The following is an 18,640-nucleotide window of genomic DNA, read 5'->3' on the forward strand; positions in this document are numbered from 1 at the left end:
GTCATTCACCGGAGGAAGACGGATCCAGACGCCGGAGCGGCCCGATCCGCCCCTTAGTGGTCACAGGCACTGCAAAAGGTTGCCGCGGGAACTAACCCCTTCGAGTGTCGACGAAGATGGGGTTGGCGTAGAACCAGAGGTCTTCCCAGGGGTTGGCGTTGCCGAGGACGTCCATGACCGGTCCGGCGGGGTCGACAGAGGCGCCGTACGGGCCGGGTGCGTTGCGTTTGCCATCGGTACCGCGGAGCCGGAAGTAGCAAGGCCCGTCGACCTCGACGGTGTGGGACAGCGTCAGGGTGCCGCCGGTCTGGGTGACGTCCCAGGACTTGATGACGCGCGCGCCGGGCGCGGTCATGGTGTCGGGGTCGGTCACCGGGCCGGTCACGGTGCCCATGATGAGGTCGACGCGGGCCAGGGCCGGATGGAGTTGTGCGTAGTTGCCGCCTTCGGTGAGCTCGATCTCGACGGACAACCGGACCGAGGACCCGCGCCTGGCGCTGATCCTTCCGCCGAGCGGGGCCTCCTGGCCGGTGCTGATGGAGCGCAGGCGGACGTCGAGACCGGAGATGAGGTCGCCGTGGCACGCCCAGATCCGGCCGGCGCGGATCCCGTTCATCACCTCGCGATGCCCGCGACCGGTCGCCCCGACCCAGGTCTTGGAGTAGGCGCCGGGCGGGAAGCCGCTGTACGTCGTGACCGGCCGGCCGACACCGACCGGGTCGGGGAACTTGCCGGTGGTCATGAAGGTGCGGCCGCTCTCGTCGTACGGCGTGGTGTCGTAGGAGCTCTGGTCGAGTGGGTCCACCGGGTTCCGCACCCAGTCGCCGCAGGCCTGATGGCCGTCGGAGCTGACGGTGATCCAGAACGGTTTGCCCTCCGCGAGCAGTGAGTCCCAGACGCCACCGACCGTCGCCGTCATCCAGTCGAAGCCACCGTGGGTGCGGTACGCCTCCTTGGGGAGGCCTGGGAACGAGTAGGTGCTGGGCGCGCTGTCGTACAGGCCGCGGCCGCGCCCCATTCCGGGAGCCGGGAGCCCGGCGGCCTGGTGACCGGGCGCGCCTTCCATGCCGAGGACGATGCCGGGAGCGGCGTCGCGCCAGGCGCGAAGCTCGTGGGGCGAGTCGATGCCGAGGCGGCACGGGTGGTTCGCCAGCACGAGGGCGTCCGGGATCCGCCCGTCGCGCACGCCGCCGTACAGGAACTTGATGGCTTCGATCGCCAGGGCCTCGTTGGCCGGAGTTCCGTCTCGGCTGTTCGTGACGCGAGCGTCGTACTTGCTGACGAACTGGTTCAGGAACGCGGCCTCGTCCTTGCCCGGGGCAAGCATCAAGGTGGCGTGCTCGGCGCCGGGCATGTTCCACTCCATGCCGAGGAAGACCAGGATGTCGTCGAGATTGGCCTTGCGCGCCGCCCGGACGTCGGCGGCGAGCATCGGCACGCTGTACGACGAGAAGGCCGCGTTGCCGTGATCGGTGATCACCATCCAGTCGAGGCCGTGATCGATCGCGCGCTGGACCTGGTCGTCGACCCGGAACATGGCGTCGTTGCTGTACTGGCTGTGCAGGTGATGGTCACCGGCCAGCCAGAGGTAGCCACCGCGTCGCGGCCGGCGGCCGGCCTCGCGCGGCGCCGCCTCGGCCGGTGTGCCGAGCAAACTTGCTGCGGCCACACCGGCACTTGTGAGTCCCGCGCCGCGCAGGAAGGTCCGCCGTGGACTACCGGTCGCTGCGCGGGAATCGGTCGTGTCAGTCATCTGGATAGGTGCCCTTTCGCCCGTCAGGGCTGGTAGATCACGCCGAGTTTGTCCACTCCGTCACCGGATCGTCCGGTGAAACCGGTGATCTGCCATCCGGCCGGAGCTGTGTAGGTGACCGAGTCGCTGGTCGGAGTGCCGGCCGACAGAGTGCGGCCGGTGCTGGTGAGGATGGCCGCCGAGAAGAGCCGGGTGCGCTGGTTGTACTTGCCCTGCGTCAAGGTGATCCGGACGATGCGTTCGTTCGGGGCGAGCGTTAGTTCGACCGGCGTCCCGCCGCTGCCGCCGTGGCTCAGGACGGTCCCGTTCGCCAGCGTCAGCCCGACCCGGTCCAGGCGCGCGCCGCCACTCAGCTGCACGGATCGAACACCGGCGACGCGATCCACGTCGGTGAACGGCGTTCCGTGCGGGCCGCCGTACTGGTCGCTCATCCGGAGCTGGTCGTTGAGGGACCAGTTGAAGCGCACCAGGTGCGGATAGTGGTCCGACAACGGCTTGCCGGCGCTGTCGAGGAACTTCTGATTCTCGTTGTTGTACTGGGTCGCGGTGAGGTTGATGAACCTGTTGCCGCGGTAGAGAACCTTGTCGACCACCTCACAGGAGTTGGTCACCGCGTTCGGGTCGCACACCAGCGGGGGACTTCCGAGCGGCGGAGCCTGGCCGCCGCGGACAAGCTGAACCCACGCGTCGGTCAGGCCGGCGCCGCTGACGAGCTCGCGGATGTTGTCCTCGGTCCTGGTGTACCGAGTGTTGGTGTCACCCATCACGATCACCGCGTTGCCGGCCGAGTTGGCGGCGATGAACTGGGTGAGCTGCGTGATGTTGGCCCGGCGGGCCACCAGGTCGGCCGGCTCGGTCCCCGCATTCGGGTGCAGGTTGTAGAGATCGACGTACACCCCCTCGGCCAGCCGGATCCGGTTGAGGCTGAATCCCTTGGGAGTCAGACAGTCCGTGCCGTTGCACTTCGACCACTTGACCCGGTCGAAGTCGTCGAACGGGAACCGCGACAAGGTGTTGAGCCCGTCCCCGAAAGGGACGCCGCCACTGGTCGCCGTACGGTAGGGATGATTGTCACCCGCGTAGAGCGCGGCGTGGTAGTTGAAGTCCTCCTGCACAGTCACCACGTCGTACTCGGCCAGCCGCGGACTGATCAGGGGAGTGTTCGTCTCCGGATCACCCGACGAGATCCCGTCAGGCAACCCAGCCACGTTGTAGGTCAGAACCGAAAACGAATTCACCGCAGCCTCGGCCACCGGAGCAGTGGCGGTGACACCGGCCGCGGTCAGGACGACGGTTGTCAGGACGGCAAGGATCGATCTGCGCATGAGTGGTTTCCCCAGGGCTCACACTGCATGGAAGGGCGGAGATGTTCACGCTAACTTCCGTTGCCTGGCTGCACAATGGCCGGTCGGGTGAACGCTACATTTCCGAATCGCTGGATGACTTGTCGCCCACCGGGGAGGGAGGGAAGGGGCCATGGCGAGCCGCGTCTGTCTCTTGGTGACCGCTGTGGGCAGCGTCACAGGCGCCGTCAACTATGTTGCCGCGCACTCTCGGCCGGCCACGGCAACCCAGTACAGCACGCCGCGTGTCCGCGCCGCAGGAGCGGGCGTGCCCGGAGCGGGGGCGCGCCGTACCAATGAAGAAGGCTTCGGGAGGCGCTGGAGCGCTCGCGGATCCTGGTGATTCTGTGTGTCCGAGGCCGAACACGCACCGTAACCACACGCCTCGACCTCGAGCCGGATCTGCGTGATCGAACTCCATAACGCTGCCTGCGGCGGACCTGTGCCACTCACCAACTCGTTCCTGGGGCGTCCGGGGAGGGTGTGCTGAGCGTGAATCAAGCAGGCTCCGCGGAGTTGGTGAGTGCTGGCGGTCCGCCGCCCGCTCACCGAATCATCCGCGCCACGGTGGCTTCGGTCGACGCATCACACAGGCAGCCCCGCCTCGACTGCGAGGAGAAGGCCGTCGGTAAACGATGGACAACGACACGGAGGCCGCACTCGACCGCCCACTGCCCACACTCGCCGACCACACCGCCCGGGCACCCAGCCAGGCCGGTCGGCCGCCGTGGCAGGTTGTCAGGAGACTGCAGGTAGGCGTACGGCGATGGTGGCGCCGCCGGCGGGGGTTTCGTGGACCTGGACCGTGCCGTGGTGCATGTGTGCGACTTCGGCGACGATGGCTAGGCCGAGGCCGGTGCCGCCGTCGTCTCGTTGGCGGGCGTTGGCGAGCCGGACGAAGCGCTCGAAGACGCGGTCGCGGTCCGGCGGTGGGATTCCCGGCCCGTCGTCGGCGACCGTGAGTACCACCTCGGCGCCATCTGCTTGGAGGGCAAGGCGGATCCGGCTCGTTGCGTACCGGGCGGCGTTCTCACCGAGGTTGAGAATCATTCGCCGCAATGACGCTTCGTCGCCCATCACCTGACCTGCTGACACGGCCGTGCTGTCGATCGTGAGTGTCGTTGCCGTGCGCAACCGCTGTGCCTCGTCGAACAGCAGGTCGTCCAGATCGACTGGGGCCTTGTGCACTGGAAGATTCTGCTCGTCGGCGCGGGCAAGCAGCAGGAGGTCGTCGACCAGGCGCTGGATCCGGAGACTCTCGGCGCGCACTGTCCCGGCCAGATCTGCGAGGGTCGACCGGTCGGGGTGGGCCAGTGCTACCTCGACGTGCTGGCGGATCGACGCAATCGGCGAGCGAAGTTCGTGGGACGCGTCGGAGACGAATCGTCGTTGGCCGTCCTGGGCTCGCTCCAGGCGGTCGAGCATCCGGTTCATCGTCGCGGCCAGCCGGCCGACCTCGTCTCTGGTGTGCACCGACGGGACGCGCCGGTGCAGCTCGGTGGCGGAGATCTCGTCGACCTCGCGCCGGATCGCGGCCACCGGTGCGAGGGTCTGGCCGGCCACCACCCAGGTGACGCCACCGACGATCAGGAGCATCAACGGCAGGCCGACCAGCAACACCCGGGTGACGAAGTTGGTCGAGTCCAGTACGTCGACCAGCGGTCTACCCACGATCACTTGAACCGGCCCCGAAGCGTCGCCCGACTGTACGGCGGCCGCCGCGAAGACGAAGTCGTCGTGGAAGCCCGGAGGTTCGATTGCTACGCAACGATTTCCGGGGTCGGCCAGTTTGAGATCACCGGGCGCACCGACGACGGCACCGGAGCGATCCACCCACTGAACCAGCTCACTCGGTCGCGAGTTGCCCGCCGTACCGGGAAGTCCGGCCGAACCAGACGCAAGCTGGGCTGCTCGCTCGCTGGCATCGGCACAGACCTGATCGGTCAGCACCGACCCGAGCAGGGCGACAAGCACGAACGCCCCGGCAACCAGCGCCAGACCGACCACCAGTACGGCGGCCAGCGTGACGCGCACGCGGACCGTCATCGCACCGGCTCGCTAGTCGTCATCGGCCGTCAGCCGATATCCCGAGCCGCGCAGGGTCACGATGGAGGATCTCCCGTACGGCCGGTCGAGCTTGTTGCGCAGCCGCCGGACATAGACCTCGACGATGTTTGGGTCGCCCTCGAAGTCGTAGTCCCAGACATGGTCGAGGATGGTCCGCTTCGAAACGACCACCCCCTGCGACCGGATCAGGAACTCGAGCAGCGAAAGTTCCCGCGCCGTCAGCTCCAGCTCGGCGTCGCCGCGCCAGGCCCGCCGGGCGGCCGGATCGAGCCGGAGATCGCCGGCGCCGATCACGGCCGGGCGTTCGGCGGCGCCGCGCCGGACCAGGGCGCGCAACCTCGCGACCAGTACGGCGTACGCGAAGGGTTTGGTCAGGTAGTCGTCGGCGCCGATGTCGAGGGCCTTGATCTGGTCGGTGTCAGCGTCTCTGGCCGTCAGGATCAGGATCGGTGTCCAGATCTTCTCGCTCCGCAACCGGGCGCAGATCTCGAAACCATCGATCTCCGGGAGCATCAGGTCGAGCACCAGCACGTCGTAGCTGTGCTCACGGGCGAGCCAGAGCCCGTCCGTACCGGTCAGCGCGAGGTCGACGGCGAAGCCCTCGGCCTGGAGTCCGGTCCGTAGACCTGCGGCCAGCCGGAGCTCGTCCTCGACCACCAACGCCCGCATTCGGGTACCTCCTCCTTGGAGGTGATTCTGATTCATTCTGACTGAACGGCGGCTGAATGAGGCGTTCAGGCAGGGTTCAGGACCGAAGTCCTACCGTCGGGCCATGTCGAGTCTCGAGGTAGTCCGTCTGAGCAAGCGGTACGGCGCGCGGACCGCCGTGGACGAGCTGAGCTTCACTGCCCGGCAGGGTGACATCATCGGTCTACTCGGGCCCAACGGGGCAGGCAAGACGACGACGATCAGGCTGTTGACCACGATCCTGCGGCCCAGCGGAGGTTCGTTTTCCGTCGCTGGCGTCCCCGGCGATCGCCAGCGCGCGATCCGCGAACGGATCGGCGTCCTTCCCGAGAGCGCGGGCTACCCGGGACGGCAGACGGGCCGGGAGTACTTGCGCTACTCGGCCCGCCTGTTCGGGCTCCGACGGAGCGAGGCCGCGACCGTCTCGGACCGGCTGCTCGCTGACGTGGGCCTGAGTGATCGGGCCGGATCGCGGATCTCGACGTACAGCCGGGGGATGCGGCAACGACTCGGGATCGCCCGGGCCCTGGTCAACGATCCAGAGGTGGTCTTCCTCGACGAGCCGACGCTCGGCCTCGACCCGGCCGGTCAGCGCGAAGTACTGGTGACCGTCCGGGACATCGCGCGCACGCGCGGCGCGACCGTTGTGCTGTCCACTCATACCCTGACCGAGGTCGAGCAGATCTGCACCAGCCTGCTGATCCTGCACCGCGGAAGACTGCTTGCCGAAGGCACCGTTTCCGATGTCGTTGCTACCGCGGGGACCACCGGGCTGAGCGATGCGTTCCTCAGCCTCACCGAGGAGGGTCAGCCATGGCTTTGACCACCAGCAAGGCGCCCGTCAGCGAGATCCGAAGCCGGTCGGGGAACTGGCGGGTTGTCGCCGGCCAGGAGTGCCGCGATCTGTGGGTTGGCGGACGCGGGCCGCTGCTCTTGTTCGCCTTCAGCGTCCTGCTCAGTGCGATGACGTATCTGGCAGCTACCAACCGGGCGATGAACTTCCTCGAACAACGAGAGGCCGTCAACCTCACGCTGCAGGTGGCGCTGTCCGTCGGCGTCTTGCTCACCCTGCTGGTCAGCGCCGACGCGATCAGCGGTGAGCGCGAACGCGGCACGCTCGAGGCCCTGCTGCTCACCCCGGTGGGCAGGCGCGACATCGTGGCCGGCAAGTTGGCCGCGGCCATGACATTGTGGCTGGCGTGTCTGGCCGTCGCTGTTCCCTACCTGTGGGTCCTGGGGCGTGGGGTCGCCGTTGCGAGAACCGCTGCAGTACTGGCGCTTGGTGTCGGCACCCTGGTGGCGCTGGGGCTGGGCGGCCTCGGTCTGCTGATCAGCGCCGGCGCTAACTCGAACAAGACGAGCCTGGCGATCAGCCTGCTGGTGTTGCTGAGCTTGTTCGCTCCGACCCAGATACCGGCGCTACCGAAGACCGGCATCGGTGAGCTGCTGACCCGGGCCAATCCGATCGGATCCGCTCTGCACTACATCTCTCAGGTCCTGGTCCAGCACCGCAGCTGGACCCAAGACCTCAGCTACCTGACCTCGCCGGCCATGCTCGCTGCGGCCGTTTGTGCGGTCCTGATCGTCACCGGCCCGAACATCATCAAGCTGAACGCAGGAGTGAGTTCGACATGATCCCGCTGGCTCTGCTCGCTTCCGTGCTGATGCTCGCGGTGCCGCCGGCACCCGTGATCACGATGAACCCGGATCAGCTCAGCGCCGTCACCGGCCAGAAACTGATGCTGGAGTCCCGGATCAGTGCACCGGCCGGGTCGATCGCGCACCTCAACGTGACCAGCCTGGACGGCGTGTACGTCGACCTGGAGGACTGGACGCAGGACGTCACCCAACCGGTACCCGCCGAGTCGCGGGCACAACTCGACTGGGAGTTCCAGGCAGTCAACAGCGGCCGTTTCGCCGTGTACGTCGTAGTGATCCCGAAGAGCGGGCCGCTGACCGTCAGTTCGCCTGTCCACGTGACGGTGGCCAAGCGGCAGAGCCTGGACACCCGCGGGGCCCTGCCAGTCGCACTGGCGATCCCCACGCTCCTCGGCCTCGCGGCGCTGGGATCACGCCTGTGGCGAGTGAGATAGCCCAACTAGGCTTGAGGATTCTCATCCGCAGCGTGCTGAGGTCGAAGGAGGCCGGGTTTGGGGAATGAGCGGACCGGGCCTGGTACGGCGATGCCGACCAGGTCGCCGGGGTGGGGTGCGTTGTGGCCCGGTACCCGGGCCACCAGGCGGGTTGCGGTGTCGGTCAGGTCGAGGCGGAGCATGGCGTCCGGGCCGTGGTAGGCGGCCGAGACGACCCGTGCGGTCAGGCCTGACGGGGTCCCGAGAGTGAGTTGCTCGGGCCGGACCATGACCAGTACCTCGCCGGTGCTGGGTTCGGCGAGATCGAGTTTGCCCAGGACGCAGTCGACGATTCGGCCGTCGGCGCATCCGGGCAGCAGCATGATGTCGCCGAGGAATGCGCCGACCTCGGCTGTGACCGGGGCGTCGTAGACCTCTTCCGGGCTGCCGATCTGGGCGAACCGGCCGTTGAGCATGACGGCCACCTGGTCCGCGAAGGACAGCGCTTCGGCTTGGTCGTGGGTGACCAGGACGGTGGTGGCGCCGCGTTCGCGGAGGGCGGTGAGCGTGGCCTCACGGGTGGCAGCGCGCAGCGCGGTGTCGAGGGATGAGAACGGTTCGTCGAGGAGTACGACGGCGGGTTCGCGGGCGAGCGCGCGGGCCAGTGCGACGCGTTGTTGCTGGCCGCCGGACAGTTCGTCCGGTCGGCGCTTGGCCAGGTCTGGGGACAGGCCGACGAGTTCGAGCAGCGGGCCGACCTGGGTGGCGCGGCGGCGTTCGGACCGGGTGAGTCCGAAGAGAATGTTGCCGGTGACATCGAGGTGTGGGAACAACGCGCCGTCCTGGCGGACGTAGCCGACTCCGCGTCGTTCGGGTGCGACGAGCACCTGCCCGTCGGTGAGGAGCTTGTCGCCGATCTCGATCCGGCCGGTGGCCGGCCGGACGAATCCCGCCAGCGCGCGGAGCAGTGTCGTCTTGCCGCTGCCTGACGGTCCGAGTACGGCGAGGGTGCCGCCGGGGCGGACCTGCAGGCTGACGCCGTCGAGGACGGGCGGGCCGCCGTACCCGACGGTGAGGTCGCTGATCGTGATGCCGGCGCTGGTCATCGCTGGTCCAGGATCTGACGGCGCAGCAGCACGGTGAGCGGGGCGGACAGGGCGATCATCGCTGCGGCGTACGGTGCGCTCGCGACGTAGTCGAGCTCATCGCTCGCCGACCAGAACGCCGTCGCGAGCGTCTCGGTCCCGGTCGGGGCGAGCAGCAGCGTCGCGGTCAGTTCGGTGACAGTCGCGAGGAACACGAGGACGAAGCCGGTTAGGGCAGACGGGAGGACGAGCGGCAGCACCACGCGCGCAAAGGTACCGGGCCCCGGTACGCCGAGCGAACGCGACGCCTCGATCAGCTCGGTTGGTGCCGCGGCCAGGCCGGATCGCCAGGCCACCATCGCTCGGGGCAGGAACAGGATCGTGTACGCCGCGACGGCGAGCGCGGCGGTCTGGTAGACAGGCCGGGCCCAGTTCACCGCAAGCGTCACCAGGGCAAGGCCGATCACCACGCCGGGGAGCGCGCTGGCGACGTACGTCACGCGTTCCAGGCCCAGGGCGAGCCGGGACGGGTAGCGATGCAGCAGCCAGGCTCCGGGCAGCGCGGCGAGTGTTGTCGCCAGTCCGGCGAGCAAGGCCAGCCCGACACTCGATCCGGTTGCCGCGAGCAACGATCCGAGATCCACGGCGCTCTCGGCGATTGCGCGCTCGAGCCAGCGCAGCACGATCACGGCGGGCACCATGACGGCGAGACCGACCAGAACTGCGAGCGCGCCGAGCGCCGGGACCGACCACGGGCCGAGCCGGTGGGCGACGGGCCGCTGCCGGGCTCCGGACCCGAGCCGGGCGATCCGCCTCCGGCCGCGCAGCGGCACCTCGGCCGCGAGCAGAGCCAAGCAGAGCAGGACGAGGACCGCCGCGAGCAGGCTGCCGGCGGCGTTGCTGAACCCGACGGCGAATTGCTGCAGGATCGCCGTCGTGAATGTCGGGTACCGCATCATCTGCAGCACGCCGAACTCGGCGAGCAGATGCAGCGCGACCAGCAGTGCACCACCGGCGATGGCCGGACGCTGCTGCGGCAGCACAACGCGGAGCAGTGCGGTCAGTCCCGATGCACCCAGTGAGCGCGCGGCATCAAGGTGTCCTTGATCCAGCGCGCGCAGCAGGGCGGCCGCTGGGAGGAAGACGAATGGGTAGTACGCGAGCGTGGTGACGAAGACGGCGCCGCTGAGCCCTTGGACCGACGGCAGCACCGAGGTCCACGCATAGCTGCTCACGAAGGCCGGGATCGCCAGCGGCATCAGCAGCAAGGTGCGCCAAACTCCGGGCGCGGGCAACGTGGTCCGCTCGACCAGCCAGGCCGCGCCACATCCGAGGACGACGGTCGCCGGTACGACGAGTGCCACCAGGACCAGGGTGTTTCGGAGAAGTTCCGCGGTCCGCGGCCGAATCAACAGGCGCGCCGCCTCAGCTGTGCCCGCGGCTGCCGCTTGACCGAAGACGACCAGCAAAGGCGACACGACCAGTACGGCGACGAGCAGAGCCGCGCCGATCACGAGCCACGGCGCCCGCACGGACCGGTGGGCCTGCACGGCCGGCGCTTCGTCGTACGGCGTGGTCGGTTCGGCTTGGAGGTCAGAGAATGCCGGCATCCGTCATCAATCTGCTGACCTCGTCGGAGTTCAAGGTGAAGGGGTCGACCGGAGGCGCCTGCAGGGTGCTGAGTGGCGGCAGCGCAGGTGCCGAGGAGACCCCGATGCCGACCGCGTACTCCATCGACTGCGAGTCGACGAGAACCTTCTGCCCGGCCGGGCTGGTGATGTACCGCAGGAACTTGCGCGCTTCGTCGGGCTTCTTCGCACCGGCCAGCACCGCGCCGCCCGACAGTGAGACGAAGGCTCCCGGGTCCTGGTGCTTGAAGTAGTGCAGCTTGGTGTTGCCGCTGCCCTCCTTGGTTCCGGCCTGGTCGCGGTACCAGTAGTAGTGGTAGATCACGCCGCACGGGATCTCGCCGGCGTTGACGGACTTCATCGTGGCGATGTTGTTCTGCAGCGGCCGGGCGTTGTTCTTGAGGCCGTCCAGCCAGTCCTTCGTCTTCTGCGCGCCCTGGCCCGCGAGCATTCCGGCCACGATGGCCTGGAAGTCGGCACCGCCCGGCGCGCAGGCCCAGCGGTCCTTCCATTCCGGCTTCTGCAGGTCCAGCAGGGACTTGGGCAGTTCGGCCTCGGCCAGTTTGGAAGGGTTGTAGACCAGCACCGTGGAACGGGCCGCGATCGAGATCCAGGCCTTCGAGGACGGGCTGAGGCCGGCCGGGACCTGGGCCCGGGTCGCGTCTTCGATCGGGGCGAGCAGTTTGTTCCGCTCGACCAGCGTCATGGCCGGGCTGTTCTCGGTGAGGAAGACGTCGGCGGGGGAGCCGGAGCCTTCCTCGACGATCTGGTGCCCCATCGAGGAGTCGGACCCCTTGCGGACCTGCACCTTGATCCCGGTTGCCTTGGTGAAGGCCTCGGCCCAGGCCTTCGTGAGGTTCTCGTGCTGCGCGGAGTACACCTGCAGCGAGCCCGGGTCGGCGGTGTACTCGTCCCCGGACTTGGAGCCGCACCCCACCAGGCCCATCGTGCCGAGGGCCCCGAGGCCGGTCAGGAAGGTACGACGACGCATTGGGCAGTCCTTTTCTCGGAGAATGCAGGGAGCCGGCGCAAGACAGCGGTGCTGATGAGGCAGAACACGAGCCCGATGCCGAGTGCGGCGGTGAACTTGGCGACCGGGGAGTCGAAGAACGCAAAGACCTGGAACTGTACGAGATAGATGTGCAACGACGCCGCCGCGAGCACGCCGAGTGGCCGGACCAGCGGTCGCGGCACCGGCACGGTCGGCACAAAGGCCAGCAGGACAAGGCCTGCCTGGATGATCAGGGTCCGCTCCCAGACGGGGAAGAAGCCGACCGTGGCGGCCACCGCGACGCCTGCCGCGACGAGGCGTCGCTGCCAGGTGCTGGCGACTGCCAGCGCGATTCCCGCGACGAACAGCCAGGCGACCGTGCCGGGCAGACCGCGCACCGGGCCGTCGAACAGCGCGGGGACCACGTAGCGGGGAATGAGCAGGAGCACCAGCGCCGCCATCGCGGCCCGCCACGGATCGGCCGCATAGGCGGCACGCACGCGGGGGAGTGCCAGTACGGCGGTGGTGGCGGCGGAGGCGATGAGCAGCGCCTCCACGAACCAGAAGATGTTGATCTCACCGGGCCGCACCAGCCAATGCACGAACGCCAGACTCGACCAATGGATCCACTGGAACCCGAACACCATCGCGGCGGCGACAGCAACCGACGGTACGGCGATACCGATCGCGCCGCGGATGGTTCGACGTACCCGCTCGGTCGTTTCCTGGGCACTGAGGACGTACCTGGCGAACAGGAACCCGGCCACCGCGAGCAGGATGTGCGCGCCACCCGCGAGCCGGAACAGCCCGACATGGCTGCCGCAAATGGTGATCACGGCCGCGCCGCGCAGCAGCACCGTCGTCTCGACGCGCTGGGTCAGAGCGCGCCGTCTCGGCTCGGCACCGCGCTGGGCCGCGAGATCGATCAGCTCGCGGACCGGTCGATGGTGCCAGTCGGTGGGCAGGTGGCCGAGCAGTCGGGTCAGGCCGAGTGACGCGGCGACGTGGTTGAACGAGTCGCCGCCGAGTTCCGCGAACGACCGATCGAGGTCGATGTCTCCACGGCCGATCAGCGGTGCGAGCACGCTCAGCACCGAATCGCTCGCCACGCTCGTTGGCTCGTGCAACGCGGCACTGCCGCGCCGGTCGGGTTTGCCGTTGGGCAGGATCGGCAGCTGGGGCACTTCATGTACCGAGACCACCGAGGCGCCGAGTCCGGAGGCCGCTGCGGCGCTGTCCCGGACCGCGTTCGGCGTCCGGCCGCACGGGGTGTAGGTGACCTGCAGCTGATCATCGGTGCCGGTGACACAGCAGTGCAGGCCCGCAGCGCGCAGCGCACGCTCGACCTGACCGAGATCGATCCGGATCCCCATGATCTTGACGTGGTCGGAGCGTCGGCCCACGATCCGGACCAGTCCGGCGTCGTCGATGGTGGCCAGGTCGCCGGTTCGCAGCTCAGTCTGCATCCGGCCGAGTGCGAGGTCGTCGGGGTGTTCGGCGTACCCAAGCATCACGCCGGGCCCGGTGAACACCAGCTCTCCGACCGCTCCGTCGGCCTGCTCGACACCCGCCGTGTCCAGTCGGAAAGCGGAACCTGCGATCGGCCAGCCCACGGCGTCCGGGTACGCACCGGCCAACTCAGGCGGCAGAACGGCCATCCGCGCGGTCGCCTCGGTCTGTCCGTACATCACCGCGAGCGCCCACCCGCCCGCACGACCACGCGCGTCCAGCTCGCGGACCCTCGCAGCGGGGAGCGCACCGCCGGCCTGGGCGAGCAGGCGCAGCGAGGGCAGCTCGTCGAGAACCCCTTGTACGTCGAGAAGATCGGCCACATGTGGTGTGGCCGGCAGCAAGCTGACCCGGCACCTGCGCAACTCGTCAGCAAAGGCCGAATCGGTCACCGAACCATCCCAGAGCACCGCCGTAGCGCCGGCCCGCAACTGGGCGTGCAGCACCGAGAGGCCGAAGCAGTAGTGCAACGGAAGCGACGTGACAGCCCGGTCGGCCGGGCTGATGGACAACGCCGCCACGATCGCGTCCGCGTTGCTGGCCAGGTTGCTGTGGCTCAGTCGCACCAGCTTGGGAGAGCCCGTGCTGCCGGACGTGCTGAGCAACAGCGCCAGCTCCGGGTGCAACTCATGCTGTGCCTCGACACCTTCGCTGAAGGTGCCGTCAGCACGCAGCCAGACGTCCGGTGGGTAGGCGGCCGTGATCTGGGCGTCCTCGGGTGGGGTGACCAACGCGACGTGCCCGGCCCGGAGCACAGCGAGGTAGCCAAGCACCACGTCGCGCCGAGCCGTGAGCGGAATATGCACCAGCCGGCGCCCGGTGTGGACCTCCGGCAGGCAGCCCGCCAGCGCATCGACGCGCTCGGTCAGCTCTGCATAGGTCAGCATCCCGACGCCATCGATGAGGGCAGGGTGGTCGGTATCGGCAGCAGCGGACACCGGAAAAGCCCCGGTGGACGGCCGGGCTTGCGGCGGAAACACGAGGTGAGGCTAACCTAAGCATTCCTGAGTCATCAACAACCCGGCACCGTGACGGTTTTCACCGATCGAGATAGTCTTTGCCGACTATGGAGACCGGGGCGCCGTGGTGGGGTAGCAGTCTGATCGGGCTTGCCGGAGTGGCGTTCGGGGCATTGGTGCCATGGTGGTTGTCGATGATGAACCGTCGGACGGAGCGGCGGCGGCTCAATCGGGATGCGCTGCAGTTGGCGGTCTTCGAGGTCGAGGACGCTGTTGGGGAGCTACTGAGGCTGCCGGTGTGGCCTGCTACGGCCGGCGAACCGAACGTGTTGCTGACCGATCTCGAGCGGCCGGCGCGGCGGGTTGCGTTCTATGCCGACGAGAAGGTCGGTGATTCGTTGAGAGAAGTCGTGCACGCTGCTGATGAGCTGGCCCGAATGACCGTTGAGATTCGGGAGACGACGTCGCCGGGACGGGCAGACGCCGTCGACCTGAGGATGCGGCCGGCGGTTGCTGAGGCCCGGGCCGCACTGGCCGAGGCGCTGGATCGGTTGGTTGTGCAAGTACGGCGGAGTCTGGAGATCGCGGGCCGGTATCGTTCGTTGCGTGCCGAGAGCGAGCCGATCATACCTCCGCGCGGCTAGCTGCCGCTCCGGTCGTCAGTGCCGCTCGTCCGTCGGACGCCCGTTGGCTGGTGTGAGGTGAGTGGGCGCTGGGAGACCGTGCGGGTGGAGCGCCGGGTGTTGGCGGTCGCTCGGACGGTCACTTCGCTGAACCGGGTCCTCGAGGTCGTCGGGGTGTTTGCCGACGATCCGCGCGTACAGCTGGTGTTCGTGGTGAGCCGTGGTTCCAGGTTCGGTGCCGAGGTGCCTGCTGTGCTGGAGGGCCTCGGAGTACTGATGATCGATTGGCAGGAAGCGGTCGCCGAGGAGTTCGATCTGGTGATCGCGGCCAGCGACCATGATGATCTGCACGAGTTGCGTGGGCCGTTGGTGCTTCTGCCGCATGGGGCTGGATTCCAGAAGTACTCGCCGTACGCAGTCAAGGAGCTTGCTGGTCTGACGCGCAGCGCCTTGTGGCACGAAGGTGAGGTCGTTCCCGAGTGGATCGGGCTGTCGCACGAGAATCAGCGTGTCCTGGTGCCGGAGCTGGCCGATCGCACGTTCGTCGCCGGTGATCCTGCCTTCGACACCATGACCGAGCTTCGCGACCGCCGGGAACGAACCCGCAGCGCCCTTGGTCTCGAGCCGCGTCACAAGCTCGTGACGGTGACGTCGACCTGGGGCCCGAGCTCACTGCTGGCGCGATGGCCGACCTTGCCGGCGCAGCTGATGGCCGAGCTGCCGTGGGACGAGTATCGGGTGGCAGTAGTTCTGCACCCGAACATCTGGGCCGCGTACAGTCCCTGGCAGGTTCGGCATTGGTTGCGCACGGCCACTACTTGCGGTCTGATTCTGATCCCGCCGACTGGTCCTTGGCAGCTCGGACTCGCTGCGGCGGATGCCGTGGTCGGTGATCAGGGATCGCTCTCGGTGTACGCGGCCGGCCTCGGGCTCCCACTGCTGATGGGTGGGTTCGATACTGACAGCACGCCGGACGATTCCGCCGTACGGCGGCTGTCGCACGGCGTGCCGTGGCTCGACGGCCAGCAGCCGTTGGCGGCGCAGATCCGCGACGCGATCAGCGGAGTCGACCGCAGCTTGCTCCAGGAGACCTCGGCGGACGTGTTCGCGGCGCCCGGTCGGTCGTTGTACCTCCTGCAGGAGAAGCTGTACGACGTACTGCGCCTCGATCCCACCGTGGCGCCGGTGCGCCTGCGGCTTCCTGATTGGCGACCCGCAGCGGCCGACGTTCGCGCTTTCCATGTCGAAGTCACACCATCCGGCCACAACCTCCTCGGCGTCGACCGTTTCCCGGCGGCGCTGGCTGCACTGGGGCGGCCGCTCGGATCGCGCTATCTCATCGCGTTCGACGACGCCGACGAGGTGAGCCTGCAGAACGCGTCGGCCATTGTCACTACCTCGGATCACTCACCCGCTGCTTTGCTGGATCGGTATCCAGGGTGCCGTGCCGTCTTCGACGGCTTCGTCGGGACCGAACGAGAAGGCCGGCGGGTGCGTGTAGTCGCGGGCGGCGCTGTTGAGGTCGTAGTCGCGAGTGCTGTGTGGCTGCACCGGGCGGCGGTCGGTGACGTCGAGGTCCGGATCGGTGCTCAAGAGCCGCCGGTCGGGCTGCGGTTTCAGCTGACCTAGAGTGCCTCGATCCGGGCCTGGACCTGGTCGCCGCGGTCGACGTCGCCGATGTCGGTGAGCACGTCCAGGAGCCGGCGCAGGTACTCGCGTTCCGCGTGCTGGTCGCCGTTCGCGTGGGCGACATCGGCGAGTTGTTCGAGCGGGGGAATGACGAGGTCGGTCTTGCCCAGTGCCGCTCCACTTGCGACGGCTTGAAGGAGCGAGGCCTGGGCCTCGTCGTACCGACCGAGCCCACGCAGCGTCTCGGCCCGGCTCAGTTCGATCCGCGAAACCGCTCGGTCGTCGGCGAACGGCCGGATCAGATCGAGTGCACGGTCGAGCATCGTCAATGCTTCGTCGTACCGGCTGAGCTGAGTGAGGCAACGGCCGCAGAACTGGGATTGCAGGGCGATGCCCCGTCGATCTCCGAGCTCCTCGCTGAGGCGAAGTGCCTCCTCGAAACGTGGCAGGGCGGCGAGTGGGTCGCCGCTTCGGTACAGGACCTGACCCTCGAAGTCGAGCACCGAGGCAATGAGAGGTTTGTCGACGGTCGGCCGAGCCAGTGCCAGTGCGTCCCTGATGTCGGCTGCGGCGTCGTCGTACTGCTCAAGTTCGATCCAGGCACGGCTGCGCAGACAACGCACCCTGGCCTCTGCGGCTGGGTCTTGGCAGAGCTTCGCGGCGGTGACAGCCAGGTCGCCGGCTTGCAGCCATTCCTGGTAGTAGCTACGGCTGCTGTAGAACGGCCAGCATCCTTCGAAGAGTTGCCAGACCTGTGCGTTCAGGCCTTGCGCTGCTGCCTCACGCATGACCTCGACGGTCGCGCGATGCCACTGATCGAACCAGTCCATCGCCTCGCCCGGTGTGCGGTACGGCGTCGTCGGCGCGGTGGATGGCGTTGGCGAGACACGGAATCGCTCGGCGGTGACCGCCCGGTCGGCGGCCTGCACCAGGGCGAGCCAAGCGTCGATGATCGCCGTACGGCGGGAGTCGCGAAGGGACTGCTCGTCCTCGGCGAGCGCGGCCTGGGAAGCGTGCAGGCCGACCAGTGACGGCATCGAGTAGCCGCCGTCGACCGGGTGCAGCAGATCGAGTTGCGTCAGGACGCCAACTGCCTCGTCCGTGTCGATCCCGGGTACGGCGGCGATGACCTCGGCCGGCCATTGGTCGGAGGGGGCATGGCCGAGCGTGCGGTACAGGCTGGCCGAGTTCTCGTCGAGCCAGTGGTAGGCGGTATCGAAGACGGCAGTCATCGAGGTCAAGGTGCCGGGCAGCGACGGTCGCGCTGCTCGCTGCGCGAACAGGGCCGAATCCAGCTCCTCGACGAGTTGAGCGAGTCTGAGCCGCGGCCGGCTGTTCAGGCGGTTCGCGATGATGGTCAGGCCGAGCGGTGAACCGTCGCAGAGCTTGACCAGACGACGCGCCGCTGCCTCTTCGGCGGTGATCCGGTCCGAGCCGACGCGCGCGGCAAGGAGTTCCAAGCCATGCATGTCGTCGAGACCGACCAGCGGGCGTACGACCGCCCCAGCCAGTTCGTCGAGACGGACTTCGCCGGCCACGATCACCAGCGCCTGGGCAGAGTTCGGGACCAGCATCCGAACCGGTGCGGCATCGGTCGCGCCGTCGACGAGGACCAGGACACGCTTTCCTGCCGTCAGCGCAAGGAATCGCCGGTGCCGGCCGCGGAGGTCATGCGGGATCTGACCGGGCTCCTGCCACAGATCCACGAGTACGCCGCCCAGCACGTCCTCCGGGGCGAGCCTGCCCTGGTTGACCGTGCCACCGAGATCGACCCAGATCGCGATGTCGAACAGGTCGTCCAGAGTCGCCGCGCAGCGCCGAAGCAGCTCCGTCTTGCCTGTCCCGGCCCGCGCGTGGATTGCGACCACGGCGGGCCCGTGGCGCTCGGACTTGGCGAGACTGCTGATCTCCTCGACCAGCTCGGTCCGATTGACGAAGCCGGGCACCGGTGCCTCGACAGCCCACACCGCGAGCGATGGCGTCGTCGGCATCTCGGCCAGCAACCGGCCTAGCTCGTCAAGCGCTGATCGTCGGTTGTTGTCGTGCGGGCCGGAAGTCATGGCAACAACTCGCTGCAGACGCTGGTCAGCACCCGGTGGTCCTCCCGCTCGATCGCTGTCCGCCAACTCTAGAACACCCAGCGACAGATACCTCGGTCCGGCGGTCAGCCTGTCCTTCGGCGCCGGCCGACGGGCTCGCGCAGGTCGGCGAGGAGGTCGACCTGGTCGTTGATCAGGCCGGTCAGGATTTGGCGGGCGACGGCGAGGAGTTCGGCGACGTGTGGGCTTGCGGGG

14 protein-coding genes are annotated in these 18,640 nt (G+C 68.2%); 5 read left to right on the forward strand and 9 right to left on the reverse strand.

Annotated features, from left to right (window positions below; translation table 11 throughout):
- Positions 1-91: 91 nt before the first annotated feature.
- From ABD231_RS39350 to ABD231_RS39365, 4 genes are all read right to left on the reverse strand, one after another.
- Positions 92-1,753: a PHP domain-containing protein gene (locus ABD231_RS39350; RefSeq protein WP_344164601.1), complete on the reverse strand. Its 1,662-nt coding sequence runs from the start codon at positions 1,751-1,753 to the stop codon at positions 92-94.
- A 23-nt stretch (positions 1,754-1,776) separates the two neighbouring features.
- Positions 1,777-3,078, reverse strand: a complete 1,302-nt coding sequence (locus tag ABD231_RS39355; RefSeq protein ID WP_344164604.1) for a jacalin-like lectin — start codon at positions 3,076-3,078, stop codon at positions 1,777-1,779.
- Between the two features lie 756 nt (positions 3,079-3,834).
- A complete protein-coding gene (locus ABD231_RS39360; RefSeq protein ID WP_344164607.1) occupies positions 3,835-5,142 on the reverse strand; it encodes a sensor histidine kinase in 1,308 nt (435 codons plus the stop codon).
- A gap of 12 nt (positions 5,143-5,154) precedes the next feature.
- Positions 5,155-5,832: a response regulator transcription factor gene (locus tag ABD231_RS39365; protein ID WP_344164610.1), complete on the reverse strand. Its 678-nt coding sequence runs from the start codon at positions 5,830-5,832 to the stop codon at positions 5,155-5,157.
- 103 nt (positions 5,833-5,935) lie between these two features.
- On the opposite strand from ABD231_RS39365, the gene ABD231_RS39370 reads away from it, so the two are divergent.
- The 3 genes from ABD231_RS39370 to ABD231_RS39380 are packed head-to-tail and all read left to right on the forward strand — an operon-like array spanning position 5,936 to position 7,943.
- Positions 5,936-6,673 carry an ABC transporter ATP-binding protein gene (locus tag ABD231_RS39370; protein ID WP_344164613.1) on the forward strand — a complete coding sequence of 246 codons (738 nt, stop codon included), beginning with the start codon at positions 5,936-5,938 and terminating at the stop codon, positions 6,671-6,673.
- Positions 6,664-7,485, forward strand: coding sequence for an ABC transporter permease (locus tag ABD231_RS39375; protein WP_344164616.1), 822 nt, complete (start codon positions 6,664-6,666; stop codon positions 7,483-7,485). The genes ABD231_RS39370 and ABD231_RS39375 overlap by 10 nt, the downstream gene beginning before the upstream one ends.
- Complete coding sequence (locus tag ABD231_RS39380) at positions 7,482-7,943, forward strand: hypothetical protein (protein ID WP_344164619.1); 462 nt, start codon at positions 7,482-7,484, stop codon at positions 7,941-7,943. Before ABD231_RS39375 ends, ABD231_RS39380 begins: the two co-directional genes overlap by 4 nt.
- 5 nt (positions 7,944-7,948) lie before the next feature.
- On the opposite strand, the gene ABD231_RS39385 is transcribed toward ABD231_RS39380, so the two are convergent.
- Genes ABD231_RS39385 through ABD231_RS39400 form a run of 4 tightly spaced genes read right to left on the reverse strand, consistent with a single transcriptional unit; the run spans position 7,949 to position 14,115 of the window.
- Positions 7,949-9,028 (reverse strand): ABC transporter ATP-binding protein, encoded by a 1,080-nt coding sequence (locus tag ABD231_RS39385; protein WP_344164622.1) that lies wholly within the window; start codon positions 9,026-9,028, stop codon positions 7,949-7,951.
- Positions 9,025-10,617: an ABC transporter permease gene (locus ABD231_RS39390; protein ID WP_344164625.1), complete on the reverse strand. Its 1,593-nt coding sequence runs from the start codon at positions 10,615-10,617 to the stop codon at positions 9,025-9,027. Before ABD231_RS39390 ends, ABD231_RS39385 begins: the two co-directional genes overlap by 4 nt.
- Complete coding sequence (locus ABD231_RS39395; protein WP_344164627.1) at positions 10,601-11,626, reverse strand: iron ABC transporter substrate-binding protein; 1,026 nt, start codon at positions 11,624-11,626, stop codon at positions 10,601-10,603. The genes ABD231_RS39390 and ABD231_RS39395 overlap by 17 nt, the downstream gene beginning before the upstream one ends.
- Positions 11,605-14,115 carry an AMP-binding protein gene (locus ABD231_RS39400; protein WP_344164630.1) on the reverse strand — a complete coding sequence of 837 codons (2,511 nt, stop codon included), beginning with the start codon at positions 14,113-14,115 and terminating at the stop codon, positions 11,605-11,607. Before ABD231_RS39400 ends, ABD231_RS39395 begins: the two co-directional genes overlap by 22 nt.
- A 173-nt stretch (positions 14,116-14,288) precedes the next feature.
- On the opposite strand from ABD231_RS39400, the gene ABD231_RS39405 reads away from it, so the two are divergent.
- On the forward strand, positions 14,289-14,738 hold the full coding sequence (locus tag ABD231_RS39405; RefSeq protein WP_344164633.1) for a hypothetical protein: 450 nt from the start codon (positions 14,289-14,291) through the stop codon (positions 14,736-14,738).
- Positions 14,739-14,795: 57 nt separating this feature from the next.
- A complete protein-coding gene (locus tag ABD231_RS39410) occupies positions 14,796-16,346 on the forward strand; it encodes a hypothetical protein (protein ID WP_344164636.1) in 1,551 nt (516 codons plus the stop codon).
- Here ABD231_RS39410 and ABD231_RS39415 read toward each other — a convergent pair.
- Positions 16,343-18,406, reverse strand: coding sequence for a tetratricopeptide repeat protein (locus ABD231_RS39415; RefSeq protein WP_344164639.1), 2,064 nt, complete (start codon positions 18,404-18,406; stop codon positions 16,343-16,345). The genes ABD231_RS39410 and ABD231_RS39415 overlap by 4 nt on opposite strands.
- Positions 18,407-18,640: the final 234 nt, after the last annotated feature.

The sequence above is a fragment of the Kribbella yunnanensis genome, from assembly GCF_039529655.1.
In the GTDB taxonomy this organism is placed as follows: domain Bacteria; phylum Actinomycetota; class Actinomycetes; order Propionibacteriales; family Kribbellaceae; genus Kribbella; species Kribbella yunnanensis.

Coding starts and splice junctions, on each gene's coding strand:
- ABD231_RS39415 (WP_344164639.1), bottom strand. CDS start 18,406: ATGACTTCCGGCCCGCACGACAACAACCGACGATCAGCGCTTGACGAG.
- ABD231_RS39370 (WP_344164613.1), top strand. CDS start 5,936: ATGTCGAGTCTCGAGGTAGTCCGTCTGAGCAAGCGGTACGGCGCGCGG.
- ABD231_RS39355 (WP_344164604.1), bottom strand. CDS start 3,078: ATGCGCAGATCGATCCTTGCCGTCCTGACAACCGTCGTCCTGACCGCG.
- ABD231_RS39390 (WP_344164625.1), bottom strand. CDS start 10,617: ATGCCGGCATTCTCTGACCTCCAAGCCGAACCGACCACGCCGTACGAC.
- ABD231_RS39350 (WP_344164601.1), bottom strand. CDS start 1,753: ATGACTGACACGACCGATTCCCGCGCAGCGACCGGTAGTCCACGGCGG.
- ABD231_RS39380 (WP_344164619.1), top strand. CDS start 7,482: ATGATCCCGCTGGCTCTGCTCGCTTCCGTGCTGATGCTCGCGGTGCCG.
- ABD231_RS39385 (WP_344164622.1), bottom strand. CDS start 9,028: ATGACCAGCGCCGGCATCACGATCAGCGACCTCACCGTCGGGTACGGC.
- ABD231_RS39375 (WP_344164616.1), top strand. CDS start 6,664: ATGGCTTTGACCACCAGCAAGGCGCCCGTCAGCGAGATCCGAAGCCGG.
- ABD231_RS39360 (WP_344164607.1), bottom strand. CDS start 5,142: ATGACGGTCCGCGTGCGCGTCACGCTGGCCGCCGTACTGGTGGTCGGT.
- ABD231_RS39405 (WP_344164633.1), top strand. CDS start 14,289: ATGATGAACCGTCGGACGGAGCGGCGGCGGCTCAATCGGGATGCGCTG.
- ABD231_RS39365 (WP_344164610.1), bottom strand. CDS start 5,832: ATGCGGGCGTTGGTGGTCGAGGACGAGCTCCGGCTGGCCGCAGGTCTA.
- ABD231_RS39395 (WP_344164627.1), bottom strand. CDS start 11,626: ATGCGTCGTCGTACCTTCCTGACCGGCCTCGGGGCCCTCGGCACGATG.